The sequence below is a fragment of the Streptomyces sp. URMC 127 genome, assembly GCF_051386535.1.
Lineage (GTDB): Bacteria > Actinomycetota > Actinomycetes > Streptomycetales > Streptomycetaceae > Streptomyces.
Genome location: NZ_JBPQTW010000140.1, coordinates 1 through 17,449, shown reverse-complemented (window position 1 = coordinate 17,449; position 17,449 = coordinate 1). Strand labels below are relative to the sequence as shown.

At 73.6% G+C, this 17,449-nt stretch carries 13 protein-coding genes; 5 read left to right on the top strand and 8 right to left on the bottom strand.

Going from position 1 to position 17,449, the window contains the following annotated elements; translation table 11 throughout:
- Positions 1 to 272 precede the first annotated feature (272 nt).
- The gene (locus ACSNOH_RS24030; protein WP_436723502.1) at positions 273 to 1,388 is read left to right on the top strand and encodes a transaldolase family protein; all 1,116 of its coding nucleotides are present in this window, start codon (positions 273 to 275) and stop codon (positions 1,386 to 1,388) included.
- Between the two features lie 71 nt (positions 1,389 to 1,459).
- Here the strand turns inward: ACSNOH_RS24030 and pabB are convergent, their stop codons facing one another.
- Together pabB and ACSNOH_RS24020 are read right to left on the bottom strand one after the other, a co-directional pair.
- Positions 1,460 to 3,541, bottom strand: a complete 2,082-nt coding sequence (gene pabB / locus ACSNOH_RS24025) for an aminodeoxychorismate synthase component I (protein ID WP_436723501.1) — start codon at positions 3,539 to 3,541, stop codon at positions 1,460 to 1,462.
- Positions 3,542 to 3,559: 18 nt separating this feature from the next.
- A complete protein-coding gene (locus tag ACSNOH_RS24020; RefSeq protein ID WP_436723500.1) occupies positions 3,560 to 4,309 on the bottom strand; it encodes a 50S ribosomal protein L11 methyltransferase in 750 nt (249 codons plus the stop codon).
- A 282-nt stretch (positions 4,310 to 4,591) separates the two neighbouring features.
- On the opposite strand from ACSNOH_RS24020, the gene ACSNOH_RS24015 reads away from it, so the two are divergent.
- Positions 4,592 to 6,553, top strand: coding sequence for a helix-turn-helix domain-containing protein (locus tag ACSNOH_RS24015; protein ID WP_436723499.1), 1,962 nt, complete (start codon positions 4,592 to 4,594; stop codon positions 6,551 to 6,553).
- On the opposite strand, the gene ACSNOH_RS24010 is transcribed toward ACSNOH_RS24015, so the two are convergent.
- Positions 6,541 to 7,782 carry an IS701 family transposase gene (locus ACSNOH_RS24010; RefSeq protein ID WP_436723498.1) on the bottom strand — a complete coding sequence of 414 codons (1,242 nt, stop codon included), beginning with the start codon at positions 7,780 to 7,782 and terminating at the stop codon, positions 6,541 to 6,543. The two genes, ACSNOH_RS24015 and ACSNOH_RS24010, sit on opposite strands and share 13 nt — an antisense overlap.
- Positions 7,783 to 8,194: 412 nt before the next feature.
- Here ACSNOH_RS24010 and ACSNOH_RS24005 point away from each other — a divergent pair, with 412 nt between their 5' ends.
- Both ACSNOH_RS24005 and ACSNOH_RS24000 read left to right on the top strand, forming a co-directional pair.
- The gene (locus ACSNOH_RS24005) at positions 8,195 to 8,860 is read left to right on the top strand and encodes a potassium channel family protein (RefSeq protein WP_436723497.1); all 666 of its coding nucleotides are present in this window, start codon (positions 8,195 to 8,197) and stop codon (positions 8,858 to 8,860) included.
- The gene (locus ACSNOH_RS24000; protein WP_436723496.1) at positions 8,860 to 9,528 is read left to right on the top strand and encodes a potassium channel family protein; all 669 of its coding nucleotides are present in this window, start codon (positions 8,860 to 8,862) and stop codon (positions 9,526 to 9,528) included. The genes ACSNOH_RS24005 and ACSNOH_RS24000 overlap by 1 nt, the downstream gene beginning before the upstream one ends.
- Before the next feature lie 112 nt (positions 9,529 to 9,640).
- On the opposite strand, the gene ACSNOH_RS23995 is transcribed toward ACSNOH_RS24000, so the two are convergent.
- The 4 genes from ACSNOH_RS23995 to ACSNOH_RS23980 all read right to left on the bottom strand — a co-directional run bounded on the left by ACSNOH_RS23995 (position 9,641) and on the right by ACSNOH_RS23980 (position 14,211).
- Positions 9,641 to 10,393 (bottom strand): DUF3159 domain-containing protein, encoded by a 753-nt coding sequence (locus tag ACSNOH_RS23995; RefSeq protein ID WP_436723495.1) that lies wholly within the window; start codon positions 10,391 to 10,393, stop codon positions 9,641 to 9,643.
- A 3-nt stretch (positions 10,394 to 10,396) separates the two neighbouring features.
- Positions 10,397 to 10,795 (bottom strand): OB-fold nucleic acid binding domain-containing protein, encoded by a 399-nt coding sequence (locus ACSNOH_RS23990; RefSeq protein WP_436723494.1) that lies wholly within the window; start codon positions 10,793 to 10,795, stop codon positions 10,397 to 10,399.
- A gap of 73 nt (positions 10,796 to 10,868) precedes the next feature.
- Complete coding sequence (locus tag ACSNOH_RS23985) at positions 10,869 to 11,558, bottom strand: response regulator (RefSeq protein WP_030366096.1); 690 nt, start codon at positions 11,556 to 11,558, stop codon at positions 10,869 to 10,871.
- 100 nt (positions 11,559 to 11,658) lie between these two features.
- The gene (locus ACSNOH_RS23980) at positions 11,659 to 14,211 is read right to left on the bottom strand and encodes an ATP-binding protein (protein ID WP_436723493.1); all 2,553 of its coding nucleotides are present in this window, start codon (positions 14,209 to 14,211) and stop codon (positions 11,659 to 11,661) included.
- 193 nt (positions 14,212 to 14,404) lie between these two features.
- On the opposite strand from ACSNOH_RS23980, the gene ACSNOH_RS23975 reads away from it, so the two are divergent.
- Positions 14,405 to 14,941 carry a GNAT family N-acetyltransferase gene (locus tag ACSNOH_RS23975; RefSeq protein ID WP_436723492.1) on the top strand — a complete coding sequence of 179 codons (537 nt, stop codon included), beginning with the start codon at positions 14,405 to 14,407 and terminating at the stop codon, positions 14,939 to 14,941.
- A gap of 480 nt (positions 14,942 to 15,421) precedes the next feature.
- On the opposite strand, the gene ACSNOH_RS23970 is transcribed toward ACSNOH_RS23975, so the two are convergent.
- Positions 15,422 to 17,284 carry an NAD-binding protein gene (locus ACSNOH_RS23970; protein ID WP_436723503.1) on the bottom strand — a complete coding sequence of 621 codons (1,863 nt, stop codon included), beginning with the start codon at positions 17,282 to 17,284 and terminating at the stop codon, positions 15,422 to 15,424.
- Between the last annotated feature and the right edge of the window lie 165 nt (positions 17,285 to 17,449).

Below are 17,449 nucleotides of genomic sequence, written 5' to 3'. Positions count from 1 at the left end.
GTGTGGGAGTGGGGTTGTGGGGGGTGAGCGGTCAGGTCGGTGCCTGCTCCTGCGCGCGACTCGATCGTCCGGGGCGCTCCCCGTTCCGCCAACGCCCCCTTCCCCACTCCGTCAGATGGCCCCCGACTCCATCACATGGCTGTCAAGGCCCCGTTCTTGCCAAGTTGACGGAGTACGCGCGGGCTGTTCTTCCCCGCCCCTCTTTCGCTTTACTGTCGTGCCCTCTGCCCTAGGTTTTTCCGCGGACCGTCCGGAGAGGGGGCGACCCTGTCATGGGAGAGCGCACGGTGACGTCGGGTGGCGAGGTCCTGCGTGAACTCCTCGCCGAAGGCGTCTCCCCCTGGCTCGACGGCCTCCACCGCTCGCTCCTCACCTCCGGCACGCTGACCCGCCTCGTCGCCGCCGGCCGGGTCCGGGGGGCCACGACCGGCCCCGGTGCGCTCGCCGCCGAGGTGGCCGGCGGCACGTCCTACGCCCAGCAGCTGTCCCACCTCGCCTGCCGGTCCGTGCCCCTGACGACCGCCGTCCAGGCGCTGTGCGCGTACGACCTGCGGACCGCCTGCGACGAGCTGCGGCCGGTTTTCACCGCAACGCAAGGGCTCGACGGGCACGTCTCCATGGACCCCGTCGGCTACCCCGGCGGGTGCGCCGGGGCCCTGGCCGACTCCGCGGTCGCCCTGCACCGGGCGGCCTGCCGGCCCAACGCCCTGGTGCGGCTCCCCGCCACGGACGACGGGCTCGCCGCCGCCGGCGAGTGCCTCGCCCGCGGCATCGGCGTGCACCTCACCGGGATCTTCTCCGTCCAGCGCTACGAGCAGGTCGTCGAGGCGTGGTTCACGGGCCTGGAGCGGGCCCGTGACGCCGGCCTCGATCTGTCCGTGATCCCCTCGCTCGCCGCCCTGCCCGTGGCCCGGATCGACGCCGGGGCCGACGCGCGGCTGCGGGCGGCCGGAGCCGGCCCCGAACTGCGCGGGACGGCCGCCCTCGCCGTCGCCCGGCTCGTCTACCAGCGGTACGAGGAAGGGCTCGGGAGCGCGCGGTGGCGGGTTCTGGCTGCCGCCGGGGCGCGGCCGCAGCGGCTGATGTGGTCCGTCGGCTCCGATGCCGCCGGTGTCCCGTACGTGGAGTCGTTCGTCGCCTGGGGCACCGTCAGTGCCATGTCCCCGGCCGCGCTGGAGGCCGTCGTGGAGCGGGGGCGGCTGCGCGGCGACACGCTGACCGGGCAGGACGGTGCGGCCCGGGCGGCGGTCGCGCGGCTGGAGCGGTGCGGGGTGTCGCTGACGGAGGTCGCGAAGAAGCTGGAGGCGGACGGCGTTGCGCACGGGGTGTCCTCCTGGCGGGCGTTGCGGGGGGCGGTGGCTGCCCGGCTGGGGGGCGGTGCGGGGTGAGGGTGCCGGTCCGTGGTGGGTACGGCCCCGGCCCCTCCTGTCTCGTCGTCCTCCGGCCCCCCGGTGGGCGGTCAGATACCCACCGTGTCCCTCGTCGGCCTGCAGGACGGGAACCGCTTTCCCGTGAGGGTTGTCAGCGGTGCTGCCTTCACCGCCGTCTCCTCGTACTCGTCTTCCGGGTCGGAGAGGGCGATGATCGCGCCCCCCACCCCGTAGCGGATGCGTTGCGGCGTTGCCACGACCGTGCGGATCACCACGCTCAAGTCCGCCGCCCCCGTCAGGGAGAAGTAGCCGATCGCCCCCGAGTAGACGCCCCGCGGGCCCTCTTCCAGGGCGTCGATGATCTGCATCGTGCGGATCTTGGGCGCTCCCGTCATCGAGCCCGGCGGGAAGGCCGCCCTCACGCAGTCGACCGCGGAGCAGCTCTCCTTGAGTTCTGCCCTTACCGTGCTCACCAGTTGGTGCGCCTTCGCGTAGCTCTCCACGCGGAAGACGTCGCCGGCCTCGACGGAGCCGATCCGCGCGCAGCGGCCCAGGTCGTTGCGGACCAGGTCCACGATCATCAGGTTCTCGGCGCGGTCCTTCTCGTCGGTCGCGAGGTCCTCGGCCAGGCGGGCGTCCTCCTGCGGGGTCGCGCCGCGGGGGCGGGTGCCCTTGATCGGCCGGGATTCGGCGCGGCCCTCGCGGTCGATGCGCAGGAAGCGTTCGGGCGAGGTGCTGAGGACCGAGGTGCTGCCGAACGACAGCAGCGCGCCGAAGGGGGCGGGGCTGGTGCGGCGCAGGTAGCGGTAGCCGTCCCAGGGGTCCAGGGTGCCGGCCGCCTCGGCCATGTTGGTCAGGCAGATCTCGTACGACTCGCCCGCCGCGATCTGCTCCTGGCAGGTGTCGATCAGCCGCAGGTACGCGTCCCGGTCGTGGCGCAGTTCCAGGGCGCCGAAGGTGCCGGGCCGGCGGGCCGGGAAGGGGCCGAGGCCGGTGAGGGCCGCGAGCCTGCGGGCCGTGGTGTCGAGCCAGGCGCGGGCCGCGGACTCGTCGCCGTCCTCGGCGAGGGCGAGGAGGTGGGTGGTGCCGGTCGCGTGGTCGAGGACGAGGGCCCGGTCCGCGAAGACCATGACGGCGTCGGGCTCGTCGGGGCGGTGGCCCGGCTCGCCCCCGCACTCGGCCTTCAGCCCGTAGCCGAGGTAGCCCACCCAGCCGAGCGCGAAGTCGAAGGGGAGCGGAGGGGCTTCGGTGCGGGTCGCCCGCAGGTCGCTGTCGAGCCAGTCGAGGAACCTGCCGGTGATCAGTTCGGTGGTGTGCCGCGAGCGGACCGTCACCGTGCTGCTGTGGACGTCGGCGGTGGCGGTGCGGGCCAGGGGACCGGACGCGTTCCCCATGACCGAGAACCTGCCGGTCCACTCGTCCCGGCTGCTGCTGTCCAGCCAGTACGCGTGCGGTCCCCTGCGGAACAGGCGGTCGAAGGCCACCTCGTCGTCCCAGGCCGTCGGCAGGGCTGCCGTCAGGATGCGGAGGTTGCGGGTCGGTTCCGCCTTCCTTTGCGGGGGCGTTGGTGCCGGTGTTGCGGGGATCGTCCTTTGCCTGTCTTCGCTCAGCCTTCGGAAGTTGTCCAGAATGCGGTGTCCGTGCTCGCTTCCGATCGACTCCGGGTGGAACTGCACGCCCCACAGCGGGCGCTCCCGGTGCCGCAGCCCCATCACGATGCCGTCGGGTGTCCGTGCCGTGACCTCCAGGACGGGCGGCAGCCGGCGCGCGGCCAGCGAGTGGTAGCGCACGGCCGGAAAGGGGGACGGCAGCCCCTCGAACAGGCCCGTGCCCTCGTGGACGACCGGCGACACCCTGCCGTGGTACGGCTCCGGCGCCCGGCCGACTTCGCCCCCGTACAGCAGTGCGATGCCCTGGTGGCCCAGGCAGACGCCGAGCGTGGGGACGGCGCCGTGGCGCAGGATTTCCGTGCAGATGCCGAAGTCCGCCTCGCGTTCCGGCGTTCCCGGGCCGGGCGAGAGGACGACGTTGTCGAATTCGGCGAGGTGTTTATGCCGCCAGGTGCGGTCGTCGTTGGCCACCACTTCCGGTTCGCGGCCGTTCACCTCGGCCAGGTAGTGGAACAGGTTGTAGGTGAAGGAGTCGTAGTTGTCGACTAATAACGTACGCACGTTTCCCCCGTTTCGGCGTTATCGGACGACTTCCGGGCGGCGGACCGAATCCGCCGCCGGCGTCACTTCCATCAGCATGTGCTCGACCTCGTACGGGCCTTCCCGTACGACGGTGCGGCGGATCACGTCCAGCCGGCGGCCGCACGCGCCGGCGATCCGGCGCAGGGCGGGCACGTCCCCCCTGGTGCTGAAGTGCAGCAGGACCCGGCCGCCCGGGGCGAGCCGGTCCGGCGCCTGTTCCAGGAAGCGGCGGTGCGCCGCGTAGCCGGGGTCGACGTACGCCCTCTCGTGCATGGTCCTGGGCCGGTAGTCCGGTGGTGCGAGCACGAAATTGGAGTGCCAGAAGACCGTGTCGAATCCCTCGTGGTCACCGAGGCTTTCGAAGAGGTCGCTGTGCCGGCCGCGGACCCTGTCCGGCACTCCGTGCCGGGCCGCGTTCATCTCGGTGTTCAGCACCGCGGCGGGATTGATGTCGGTCGCGAGGACCCGCGTGCAGCCCGCCAGTGCGGCCGCCACCGCCACGACGCCGGTGCCGCACCCGATCTCCAGGAGTGATCCCCGGCGCAGGACGGATGATGCGGCGGCCTTTCCCGTAAGGTCCAGGAAGGCCAGCGTGATTTCCGTCGCCGGCGAGTAAATCGGAGCAAATACTTCCGGTAAGAGGTCCCACTCGCGGCCGCACATCGTGAAAGCGGCCGGCCGGTCCTCCCGCACGAGCGCTTGACGGCTGCGTTCGAGAGAGAGTCTGTAGTCGCGTGCCCCCGTCATACCGAGCCCCCTGAATCGGCGACAACTCCCGGCGACGCGCCGGGTGTTCATCAACCTTCACCTATAGGGACGCTAAAGAGGAAGGTGATCCAGTAACACACCCACGAGTTTCGGCGGTGGTCCGGACACCACCGCGCGGGGCCGCCGCCCGCCGTTGCCCCCGCCTTGATCGGCGGCGGTTGACGCGCCGCGGGCGCTGTGCATAGCTTCCCGGCATACCGTGCCGCGGCTCTATCCGTGCGGCAGAGCGCACCGGACCCGGGGGGCATCGTGTCGCAAGGCATGTCCGAGGACGGCATATTCGCCGTGCTTGAGCTATTGGCCGCCGGAGCTCCGGCCCCCGAATACGAAGCCCTCGCCGAACGCGTCCGCGCTTCCGGTGCGAGCGCCGGGGTCCTCGCCCGGCTCGACCGGGCGGTCCAGCTCGGGCTGACCATCCGGACCTGGACCGAGCGTCAGCAGCAGCGGGAGGCCGGGCTGTCGGCCCTGGTCGACACCGCGCGCGACCTGGCCACCCCCCACGACCTCGACACCCTGCTGAAGGTCATCCTGCGGCGCGCCCGGCTGCTGCTCGCCGTCGACATGTCGTACATCGGAATGTACGACGAGGGGGAACGGTACGTCACCATCCGCGCCTCCGACGGGCACACCACCGCGTTCAACGTGGGCCTGCGGCTGCCCGGCGGCAGCGGGCTGGGCTCCGCCGTGATGTCCAACCCCTCCCCGTTCTGGACGCCGGACTACCTCGCCGACGAGCGCATCCAGCACAGCGGCGACATCGACTACGTGGTCAAGGCCGAGGGGCTGCAGGCCGTCCTCGCCGTCCCGCTGAACCGCGGCGCGCGCCCCTTCGGCACCCTGTACGTGGCCGAGCGCAAGGTCCGGCACTTCACCACCGACGAGATAGCGCTGCTCAGCTCCCTGGGCGACCTCGCGGGCGTGGCCATAGAGAAGGCCGAGCTGCTGGACCGCACCACGGCCCTGGTCGCCGAGCTGGAGCAGCACTCCACGCGGGTCGAGGCGGGGCTGCGCAGCGCGCAGGAGCTCAGCGACACCCAGCACCGGCTGATCCAGCTGGTGCTGGCCGACTGCGACCTGGACGCCCTGGCCCGGGCGTCGGCCGCCGAGCTGAACGCCGCCGTCCAGGTGTGCGCCGCCAACGGCACGATCCTGTGCGCCTCGGGGCACGTGCGGGACGAGGGCGCGGACCCCGAGGCGCTGCTCGTGCCCGCCGCCATGGACGCCCACGCCGCGCGCGAGCCCGTCGCCCTCGACGACGGGCTGTGGGCCGTGCCGATCTCCGCCGGCACCGGCAGCAACCTCGGCACGCTGCTGCTGCGCCCCGACCGCCCGGGCGCCGTCCAGGACGAGCGGCTGCTGCGGCTGGTCGCGCAGGTCATGGCCGTACAGCTGCTGGTGGAGAGCAGCCGCACGGCGATCGCGGAGGGGCAGGTCCGCGACGACTTCCTCGCCGACCTGCTGGCCAGCCCGCAGCGGCCGCCCCACCAGCTGGAGGCGCACGCGCGGCGGCTGGGCATCGACCTGGGCAAGCCGCACGTCGTGGTCGTGGCGCGGCCCGAGGGCGACGCCCGCGGCAAGACGGCGATCTGGGCGTCGTCGTACGCGCACCGGCTCAGCGGGCTGAAGAGCATGAACAATGGATGCGCCGTGCTGCTGCTGCCGGGCACCGACGCGGGCGGGGCGGGGCGCGCCGTCTCCGCCGAGCTGTCGCCGCTGCTCGGCCACCCCGTGACGGTGAGCTCGGCCGGCCCGGTCACGGGGTCCGCGTCCGTCCACCACGCCTTCCAGGAGGCGCTGCGCTGCCTGGACGCGATGACCTCGCTCGGGGTGATCGGCCGGTCGGCGTCGGTGCGCGAGCTGGGCTTCCTCGGGGTGCTGCTCTCCGACAACCACGACGTCGAGGGGTTCGTCGACTCGGCCATCGGGCCGGTGATCGACTACGACCAGCAGCGGTTCACCGATCTGACGCGCACGCTGGAGACGTACTTCGAGGCGGGCGGCAGCCCGACGAACGCGGCCAAGAAGCTTCATGTGCACCCCAATACGGTGGCCCGGCGCCTGGAGCGGATCAGCGAGCTGCTGGGGCCGCAGTGGCAGCAGCCCGAGCGCGCCCTGGAGGTGCAGCTGGCCCTGCGGGTCTTCCGGGTGCGGCACAGCCTGCGACTGGGCGAGCGGGCGGCGCCCGCCGAGGGCGGCGGCCCCCCGGAGGCTCAGGAGACGTAGCCGAGCCGCGGGCGCTCCTCCGGCCCGCCGGTGAGCGCGGCCACGGCGTGGGCGGCGGAGGCGAGCGTGACGTGCCGGTGCCAGCCGCTGAACGAGCGGCCCGCGAAGTCCCGGATGCCGACCTCGTCCGCGATCTCGGTGAAGTCCCGGTCGACCCGGTCCAGGAGCTTGCCCAGCCGGACGAGGGCGGCGGGCGGCACGTTGACCATGTCCGTCAGCCACAGCTCGGCCGGCCAGCGGCGGCCGTTCTCCCCCACGCCGAGCAGGAGTAACTCCCGGCGCCGCGCCGGGGCGGGCACGGACGCCGCGCGCAGCGCCGGCAGCCCCACGCGGACGGCCGCGGTCAGCGAGGTCCGCACGACCCGCGCGGGGCCGTGGTCGCGCCACATCACCGGGCGCCGCATGTCGCGGGCCGCGCCGAGGATCTGGTGGGCCGGCAGCGCCTCGGAGCCGCGGCCCGCCGCGGCGGGGCCCGAGACCGTGAGCCGCAGCGAGTGGCTGATGCGCAGCATGGCCGGCAGGCCGCAGGCGCGCAGCCGCAGCAGGGCCGCGGGGGCGTCCATGTCGCGGGCGTCCAGCACCAGCGGGCGCAGCGGCAGCCCCCAGTCGCGCATCATGCCCGCGTAGGCCTCGACCGTGCACTCCCCCAGGGTCTCCGGGCGGATCGAGTCGGGGATGGAGGCCTGGCCGCGCCGGAGCCCGTCCTGCAGCCAGGCGTCGGAGAGGTGCAGCCGCCAGTTGACGGGGGTGCTGCGCTCGGCGGAGGCGGCCCAGACGCCCACGGCCTCCTGCGCGTTGAGGACCTGGCCGACGGCGGGGCAGAAGCGCCGGTCGACGCCCACGGAGTTGTCGCCCGCCTTGGGGATGACCATGGGGCGCAGCACCCACGCGTGCGGCGGCGAGACCCGGGTGAGGTAGTGGGCGAGGGCGCGGCGCACGGGGGCCCAGTCCCAGGTGGAGCTGGAGATGAAGTGGTGCAGGCTCTGCTCGGCGGCCTGGCCGCCGATGAGCGCGGCGATGTTGCGGATGGACTTGCGGCCCCGGGTGCCCAGCAGGCCGCGCACGTAGGCCTCGCCCCGGCGCCGCTGGTCGCTGCGCGGCAGGGAGGCGAAGAGCGCGGCGCACAGCTCGGCCAGTACGTCGTCCTGGGATCCGGGGCGGGTCTCGGGGCAGGCCGGGGCGGGAACGGCGGGCCCGGCGGTCCGCGGGTAGAGAGCAACACCACTCATCGTCAATCCCCCATCTCGGCAGCTGGGTGGTTCTCTCCACGGTCCTGCCGCGCACCCCCCGCCGCCCAGGTGTCAAGGCCACCCGCGTGCCCCTTCAGATGGTGGTCCCACCACCACCGGGCGGCCCGCGACGCCCCTCGCGGCCGCCCGGAGGGGCCCCGGGGTGTGCCCGGACCACCACCCCGGCGGCGGCGCGGGGGGCCACTCGGCGGACGGGGTCGGAGCGGCGCCGGGCGTTGCGGATACGGTGGTGCCGTGCACCCGGCGCGGACGGGCCCCCTGCGGCTGCCCGTGCCGGGGACCGCGGGCAAGCATTCGGATTCGGCCACGCGGTGCGCAAAACCGGGAAGGAACACGTGAGCAGGTTGTTGGTGCAGGTCAGCGCGGTAGTCCGGAGCGTGGGGTAAGCGTCGTGCACATTGTGATCATGGGTTGCGGTCGTGTGGGCTCGGCCCTCGCCCAGACCCTTGAGCAGCAGGGTCACACGGTGGCCGTGATCGACCAGGACCCGACGGCCTTCCGCCGCCTGGGCTCCGGGTTCGGCGGCCGCCGCGTGACCGGCGTCGGCTTCGACCAGGACACCCTGCGCGAGGCGGGCATCGAGGAGGCGGGCGCGTTCGCGGCCGTCAGCAGCGGCGACAACTCCAACATCATCGCGGCCCGGGTGGCCCGCGAGATGTTCGGCGTCGAGAACGTGGCCGCGCGGATCTACGACCCGCGGCGCGCCGAGGTCTACCAGCGGCTCGGCATCCCAACCGTGGCCACCGTCCGGTGGACGGCCGACCAGATGCTGCGGCGGCTGCTGCCGTCCGGCGCGGAGCCGCTGTGGCGCGACCCGAGCGGCGGCGTCCAGCTGGCCGAGGTGCCCGCCTCGGACGCCTGGGTGGGCCACAAGATCAGCAAGCTCCAGGAGGAGACCGGCGTGCGCGTGGCGTTCCTCACCCGGCTGGGTGAGGCGATGCTGCCGTCGTCCTCCACGGTGCTGCAGGAAGGCGATCTGGTGCACGTGATGATGCGCACCGACGAGGTCGAGAAGGTCGAGGCGGCGTTCGCCCACGGCCCCGAGGAGGCGCACTGATGAGGGTCGCCATTGCCGGTGCCGGCGCCGTCGGCCGCTCCATCGCGGGCGAGCTGCTGGAGAACGGCCACGAGGTCCTGCTCGTCGACAAGGCCCCGACCGCCATCTCGGTCGAGCGGGTGCCGCTCGCCGAGTGGCTGCTGGCCGACGCCTGCGAGATCACCTCGCTGGACGAGGCGGCGCTGCAGCGCTGCAACGTGGTCATCGCGGCCACGGGTGACGACAAGGTCAACCTGGTCGTCTCGCTGCTCGCCAAGACCGAGTACGGGGTGCCCCGGGTCGTGGCCCGGGTGAACAACCCCAAGAACGAGTGGCTCTTCAACGAGTCCTGGGGCGTCGACGTGGCCGTGTCCACGCCGCGCCTGATGTCGGCGCTGGTCGAGGAGGCCGTGAGCGTCGGCGACCTGGTGCGGCTGATGCGCTTCAGCCAGGGCGACGCGAACCTCGTCGAGCTGACCCTGCCGCCGGAGTCGGCGCTGGCCGGCACCCGGGTCGGGGACGTGGACTGGCCGGACGACACCTCGCTCGTCACGATCATCCGCGGCAACCGCGTCCTCACGCCCAACCGGGAGGACGCGCTGGAGGCGGGCGACGAGCTGCTGTTCGTGGCCGCACCGGCGCGGGAGGAGCAGCTGGAGGACCTGCTGTCGGCGACGCGGGAGGCGTAGCCGCCGCTCGTACGCACGAACGCCGGGCGGGCTCGGAGAACGAGCCCGCCCGGCGTTTCGTATGCGCCCCGTCAGGGGCGCGGGGAACTGCGCGACCAGCCACAGACGGCCCTCAGCTCAGGGCCTTGCTGCTCTCCGCGCCTTCGGCGCGCTCCGCGGCTTCCGCCGCCTCCGCCGCTTCCATCTCCGCGATCACGTCGATCGGCGGCGGCGCCTTGGCCAGGAAGATCCAGGTCAGGTAGACCGACAGCAGCATCGGCGGAATGCCGAGGGCCACCTTCACCCAGCCGAGCTCGGTGGCGTCGCCCCACCAGTACAGGGGGAAGAGGATCGCCGACTTGGCGAGCAGGATCAGGCCCCAGGCCCAGCTCGCCTTGGTGTAGGCGACCTTGCGGCCGGGGTTGCGGGTCCGCCAGGAGAGGTTCTCCTTGAACACCGGGCCCAGGATCAGTCCCAGCAGCGGATAGCCCGCCAGGGACGTGACGATGTACGCCACCGCCAGGCCCAGCGTGTAGAGCATGCCCGGCAGGTGGAAGTTCTTGGCATCGCCGGTCATCATCGCGAAGACCGCGCCGATGGCGACCCCGAAGACGCCGCTGAAGGCGTGCTTGACGGTGTCCTTGCGCAGCAGCCGGGCGATGCCCATCAGCAGGGAGAGGCCCAGCGCGGCGATGGCCGCGGTGTGGATGTCCCGCTTGACGGTGAAGATCGCCACGAAGACCAGGCCCGGCACGGTCGTCTCGACCATGCCCCGCACCCCGCCGAAGGCCTCGAAGAGGGCCGCCTTGGTGGCCGCCGACGCGTCGGCGTCACCGCCGCCGCCCGTTCCCTGCTGGTCCGCGATCGGCTTGTCGAGAGACGTCACCCGCTACTCCTGTCCGAGCGGTCGGAGTTCGTACTTGGGATTGAACAGCACCCGGCGGCCGCGGCTCATCGAGATCCGGCCGGAGGCGATCAGCTTACGGCCGGGCTCTATGCCGACGATGGAACGACGGCCGAGCCACACGACGTCGAGCGCGGCCGAGCCGTCGAACAGCTCGGCCTCCAGAGCGGGAACACCGGCGCGCGGACGCAGAGTGACGGTCCGCAGCGTACCGGTGACCTTGACTATCTGGCGGTCGTCGCAGTCGCATATCCGCGTGCAGCCCGCGGCCTCCGTGTCCTGCTGCAGCTCCGCGTCGTGCAGCTCCTCCTGGGAGGAGGACAGCCGGTCGAGCATCCGGCGGAAACGGCCGGTCGGCTTCTCGGAACGGGGTACGGCACTCATGAACCCAGCGTACCGGCAGCCCTCCGGGCGGGGTTCCGCCCCACGAGCGGGGCCCGGGGCGGAGCCCCGGGGCTCACATCTCGAAGCGGTACCCCATCCCCGGCTCCGTAATGAAGTGCTTCGGGTGGGACGGGTCCCGCTCCAGCTTCCGCCGCAGCTGCGCCATGTACACCCGCAGATAGTTCGTCTCCGTGCCGTACGACGGGCCCCAGACCTCCTGGAGCAGCTGCTTCTGGCTCACGAGACGGCCCGTATTGCGAACCAGGACCTCCAGCAGGTGCCACTCCGTCGGCGTCAGCCGGACGTCCCGCCCCTCCCGGTTGACCTTCTTCGCCGCGAGGTCGACGGTGAAGACCTCCGTCTCGACGATCGCGTCGTCCCCCGCCGCCGCGGGCCCCGTCGGCTCGGCGCGCCGCACCGCGGCCCGCAGCCGGGCCAGCAGCTCGTCCATGCCGAACGGCTTGGTCACGTAGTCGTCGGCGCCGGCGTCCAGCGCCTCGACCTTCTCGTCGGAGGTGTGGCGGGCGGACAGGACCAGGATCGGGACCCGGGTCCAGCCCCGCAGGCCCTTGATCACCTCCACGCCGTCCATGTCGGGCAGGCCGAGGTCGAGGATGACCACGTCGGGGTGGCGGGCGGCGGCGAGCTGGAGCGCGGTCGCGCCGTCGGGCGCGGCGTCGACCTCGTACTTCCGCGCCTTGAGGTTGATCACGAGGGCGCGGACGATCTGCGGCTCGTCATCCACCACGAGCACCCGGTTCATCGGTAACCACCTCTGCTGGTCGTGCGGGCCCGTCCACGGGGCCCGGAGTCGGGGACTGCTGGTCTGCCGGCGCGCGGGCGCCGGGGGCGTCCGGCGCGGCTCACGAGGTGGCCTGCGCCGGGAGGTCCGCGCGGACGGGGGCGACCCCCGCGGCGGCCCGCAGGGTGAGCACCATCGTCATGCCGCCGCCGGGAGTGTCCTCGGCGGCGAGCGTGCCGCCCATGGCCTCGGCGAAGCCCCGGGCGACGGCCAGGCCGAGGCCCACGCCGGCCCCGCGCGGCGCGTCCCCGTAGCGCTGGAAGGGCTCGAAGATGCGGTCCTTGGCGCTGTCGGGGACACCGGGGCCGCGGTCGGCCACCCGCACCTCGACCCGGTCACCGAGGGCACTGGCGGAGACGTGGACCGGCGTCCCGCCGGGACTGTACTTGACGGCATTCTCGACGACGTTGGCGACGCTGCGCTCCAGCAGGCCCGGGTCGACGGCGACCATCGGCAGCGACTCGGGGATGTCGAGGGTGACGCTGCCCTCGGGGACGCCGCCCAGGGCCATGGGCACGACCTCGTCCAGGTCGATCTCGCGGATCAGCGGGGTGACGGTGCCGGTCTGCAGGCGCGACATGTCGAGGAGGTTGCCCACGAGGTGGTCCAGGCGGTCGGCGCCGTCCTCGATGCTCGCCAGCAGCTCGGCCTCGTCCTCCTCGGACCAGGCCACGTCGTCCGAGCGCAGGGACGTCACCGCGGCCTTGATCGCGGCGAGCGGGGTGCGCAGGTCGTGGCTGACGGCGGCGAGCAGGGCGACGCGGATGCGGTTGCCCTCGTCCAGGCGGCGGGCCCGCTCGGCCTCGCCGACCAGCCGCTGCCGGTCCAGGACGACCGCGGCCTGCGCGGCGAAGGCCGCGAGCACGCGGCGGTCCTCGGCGGGCAGGACCCGGCCGGAGAGGGCGAGCGCCATGTTGTCGCCGACGGGCATGTCGACGTCGGCGTCCTCGGGCCGCAGCAGGGGCTTGCCCGAGCTGGTCACGACGCTGGCAGCGCACGTCCACGGGTCGACCTCGCTGGCGCGCTCCAGCAGGGCGACGGACTCCATGGCGAAGGTCTCCCGGACCCGCTCCAGCAGCGCCTCCAGGCTGGTGTCGCCGCGCAGCACGCTGCCGGCGAGGAAGGAGAGGATCTCGGACTCGGCGCGCAGCCGGGCCGCCTGGTGGGTGCGGCGGGCGGCGATGTCCACCGTGGACGCCACGGCGACCGCGACGAAGACGAAGATCGCGATGGCGACGATGTTCTTGGGATCGGTGATCGTCCAGCGGTGGAGGGGCTCGACGAAGTAGTAGTTCAGCAGCAGCGAGCCGAAGGCCGCCGAGGCGAGGGCGGGCAGCAGGCCGCCGAGGAGGGCCGCGGCCACCGTCATGCACAGGAACAGCAGCATGTCGTTGGCGAGGCCCAGGTCCGGGCCGATCTGCGTCAGCAGCAGGCTGAGCAGGGCGGGGCCGACGAGGCCGGTGAGCCAGCCGGCCACGATGCGGCCGCGGCCCAGGCGGGCGCCGCGCGCCACGGGCAGGCCGCGGCCCTTGGCGGCCTCCTCGTGGGTGACGATGTGCACGTCGAGGTCGGGCCCCGAGTCGCGGGCCACGGTCTGGCCCACGCCGGGGCCGAAGACGTACTGCCAGGTCTTGCGCCGGCTGGAGCCGAGCACGATCTGGGTGGCGTTGACTCCGCGGGCGAACTCCAGCAGCGAAGCGGGCACGTCGTCCCCGATCACGTGGTGGAAGGTGCCGCCGAGGTCCTCGACCAGGGTGCGCTGGACGGCCAGCTCCTTCGGCGACGCCGAGGTGAGCCCGTCGCTGCGGGCGATGTAGACGGCGAGGATCTCGCTGCCGGAGCCCTTGGCCGCCATGCGCGCCGCACGGCGGATCAGCGTGCGGCCCTCGGGGCCGCCGGTGAGGCCCACGACGATGCGCTCGCGGGCGTGCCAGATGGTGGAGACGCTGTGCTCGGTGCGGTACTGGCGCAGGTATTCGTCGACGCGGTCGGCCGTCCACAGCAGCGCGAGCTCGCGCAGCGCGGTCAGGTTGCCGGGCCGGAAGTAGTTGGAGAGGGCCGCGTCGACCTTGTCGGGCTTGTAGATGTTCCCGTGGGCCATGCGGCGGCGCAGCGCCTGCGGCGACATGTCGACCAGCTCTATCTGGTCGGCGCGGCGCACCACCTCGTCGGGCACGGTCTCCTGCTGCCGGACGCCGGTGATGGACTCGACGACGTCGCCGAGCGACTCCAGGTGCTGGATGTTGACCGTCGAGACGACGTCGATGCCCGCCTGCAGCAGCTCCTCGACGTCCTGCCAGCGCTTGGTGTTGCGCGAGCCGGGCACGTTGGTGTGGGCGAGCTCGTCGACGAGGACGACCGCGGGGCGGCGGGCGAGGACCGCGTCGATGTCCATCTCGGTGAAGACCGTCCCGCGGTAGGCGATCTCCCTGCGGGGCACCTCCTCCAGGCCGTGCAGCATCACCTCGGTGCGCGGCCGGCCGTGGTGCTCGACGAAGCCGACCACGGCGTCCGTGCCGCGCTCGACACGGCGGTGGGCCTCGGAGAGCATCGCGTACGTCTTGCCGACGCCCGGTGCCGCGCCGAGGTAGATCCGAAGCTTGCCGCGTCCCATGGCCCCATTGTCTTTCACGCCACGCGGTGGTGTCCGGCCGCTCCGTGACGGCCGGCCGTGCCGATGTGCCCGCACTGCCGCGTACGGCCGACCTTACGGCCAAACTTTCGGACATATGGGGCGCGCGGGGGTGCGGGGCGCGGTATTGACGCAGCTCTGACGCGGTGCGGCCGTGTCCTGGCAGCATGGCCGCATGACTGACGTACGCACGGCTCACACCTCCGGCCTGACCGGTGCGGAACTCGCCGCGGTCCGCGCGCTCATGGACGACGCGTTCGAGGGGGACTTCACGGACGACGACTGGGACCACACCGTGGGCGGCATGCACGCCCTCGCCTGGGACGGCGGCGAGCTCATAGGCCACGGCTCGCTCGTACAGCGGCGGCTCCTGCACGGCGGGCGAGCACTGCGCGCCGGGTACGTGGAGGCGGTGGCCGTCCGCGCGGACCGGCGCCGGCAGGGCGTCGCCTCGGCCGTCATGGAGGCGCTGGAGAGGGTCCTGCGGGACGGGGCGTACGAGGTGGGCGCGCTGGGTGCGGCGGACGAGGCGGTGCCGCTGTACGAGGGCCGGGGCTGGCAGCTGTGGCGGGGCCCGTCGTCGGTCCTCTCACCGACGGGCCCGCGCCGCACGGAGGAGGAGGACGGCTACATCTACGTCCTCCCGCTCGGCGCGGAACTGAACCTGGACGGCGCGCTGGCGTGCGACTGGCGCCCCGGGGATGTGTGGTAGCCCGCACATCCCCCCGGCCCGGCGGGGGGCCGCGCGCCTCAGCCGGGCCCGGCGCCTTTCCTCCGCCGCGGCGGAGGAGCAACCACATGACCGCGACCCGGCGGTGCCGAACGCCCCTCAGGCCAGGACGGCACCGCCGGACACCACCGCGCGGGCTGATCACCGCCGCGGCGGAGGGATGTTCCCGCCGCGACGGGGAAGCACGGCCGGGCGCCGGCGCCTTCCTTCCGCCGCAACGGCGACCAGCCACATGACCGCGACCCGGCGGTGCCGAACGCCCCTCAGGCCGGGACGGCACCGCCGGAGACCACCGCGGGGGCTGATCACCGCCGCGGCGGAGGAACGTTCCCGCCGCGGCGGGGAAGCATGGCCGGGCGCCGGCGCCTTCCTTCCGCCGCGGCGGCGAGCAACCACATGACCGCGACCCGGCGGTGCCGGGCCCGCCTCAGGGCGGGGCCCCGCGGCGGAAGCCGGGGCGGCTCAGCGCGGGCGGGGGACCGGGCGGCGGCCCAGGAGGTCTGCCAGGCCCTGGCGGGTCGCGGCGGCGATGACGCGGTCCTGGCGGCGCAGCACGTAGCCGCCGGGAAGGTCCCGCAGCAGGACCGTCTGCCGCCCGGACGCGTCCGGCCGCTCCATGCTCAGCCCGAGCACCCGCCACGCGCCGGGCGCGAACGCGTCGGCCGCGGCGCGCCCCTCCAGGCCGGCGTGCCCGGCGACCTCGATGGCCGCGATGAGGACGACGCTCCGTTCCACCGGCACGGCGCCCAGGATCTGACGTCCCACCATCGCGCCGGCGAAGGCGGGGGCGACGAGGAAGGAGACGCTGCGGCTGCGGGTCCACGCCTGCGGGTAGGTGTCGCGCAAGGTGCGGTAGACGGCCTTGGCGAAGCGGTCGTCGTAGAGCCGCATCACGACGCGGACGCCGGGCTTGACGGCCCGTGCGTACAGGGCGGCCTCCAGGTTGGTGATGTCACTGCTGGTGAGGGCCATGAGCGTGCCGCTCTGGCCGATCTTGGCGCTCTCCAGCACGCCTTCCTCGGTGACGTCACCGATGATCGTGGGGACGCGCAGCGCGCGGGCGAGCGCGACGCCGCGGGCCTGCGGGTCGCGCTCGACGCACACGACGGGGATGCCGAGCTCGCGCAGCCGGGCCAGCACGCGGGTGCCGATCTTGCCGAGCCCGAGCAGCACCACGTGGCCGGACAGGCCGCGCCGCGGCCGCCGCAGCGCGGAGGCGGAGCGGAAGGTTCCGAGCCCTTCGAGCGCGGCGGCCACGAGCAGGGGGAGCAGCAGCAGTCCGGTGAAGCCGGAGAGGAGCTGGAGGATCTGCCGGCCGTGGCCCTCCCGGATCGCGGGCTCGTTGATCGCGAAGAGGTCGAGCAGCGAGAGGTAGACCGCGTGCGTCGGGTCGTTGCTGCTGACGCTCCAGGAGGCGACGGCCAGCCCGCACACGGCGGCGGTCAGCAGTCCGAGGGCCCAGCGCAGGCGCCGGGAGAAGAACGAGCCGAGCGGCAGGCCGTGGCCGGCGGGCCGGGACGGCGGCGCGGACGGCACGTCGATGGGCACCGCTTCCAGGACGACCCGGGATCGCCCCTCCGCGCCCGGCGGCGGCACGGCGCCGGGCAGCAGCAGGGGCCCGTCGGCCTCGGGCCCGTAGGCGCCGGCGGGCCGCTGGGCCGGGGAGAGCAGGGCGATGGTGCACAGCTCCTGCGGCCGCCCGGCGGAGTCCGCCACGGGCGGCCGTTCCGCGGCCCGCAGGAGCCGCCCGCCGACGTCGAAGACCCGGCTGTGCCCGGAGACGGCGGCGGTGACGAGGACGGGGGCGGCGGTGTCCGCGTCCGACAGGACGGTGGTGGTGGCGTCCGTGACGGGCTCGGAGTCCTGCGTGGCCGCGGCCAGCAGGGCGGCCTGGTCGAGGACTTCTTCCAGGTGCTGCCCGAGCCGCCGGTTGTAGAGGCGGATGACGAGCCGGACGCGCGGGTTGAGGCGGCGGGCGAGCAGCGCCGCCTGGACGTTGGTCTCGTCGTCGTCGTAGACGAGGGCGAGCGCCGTGGCCCGGCCCACCTGCGCCTCGGTGAAGGCGTCCTCGTCGGGCTCGGCGGACTCCACGACCCGGACGAGACCGCTGCCGGCCGGCCCGGTGCCGTTGCGGTCGGGGCCGCCGGCGCGGCCGACGGCCCCGGTGACGCGCCCGAAGAGGGCCGCGGCGCGGCCGACCATGGGCGCGGGGCGCCGCCGGGCCTCGCGCGCCGGCGGCAGGACGACGGTGACGCGCTCGCCGTACACGCCGGAGAGCTCGGCGGCGAGCCGGTGCACGAGCCCGTCGTCGCCGCACACCACCATGTGCGGTGCGTCGGGAGCGACTTGGGGCTGCTGGTTCAGTGTGGCCACACAGTCAGACTGCCCTGCAGTGGTCGAACATTCACCGGAATTGCCGCGGACATACGGGACATCCGGCCCGGCGGAACCGGAGCCGGCTCCACCGCGGGCCGGAAGCCTCCCCTCCCC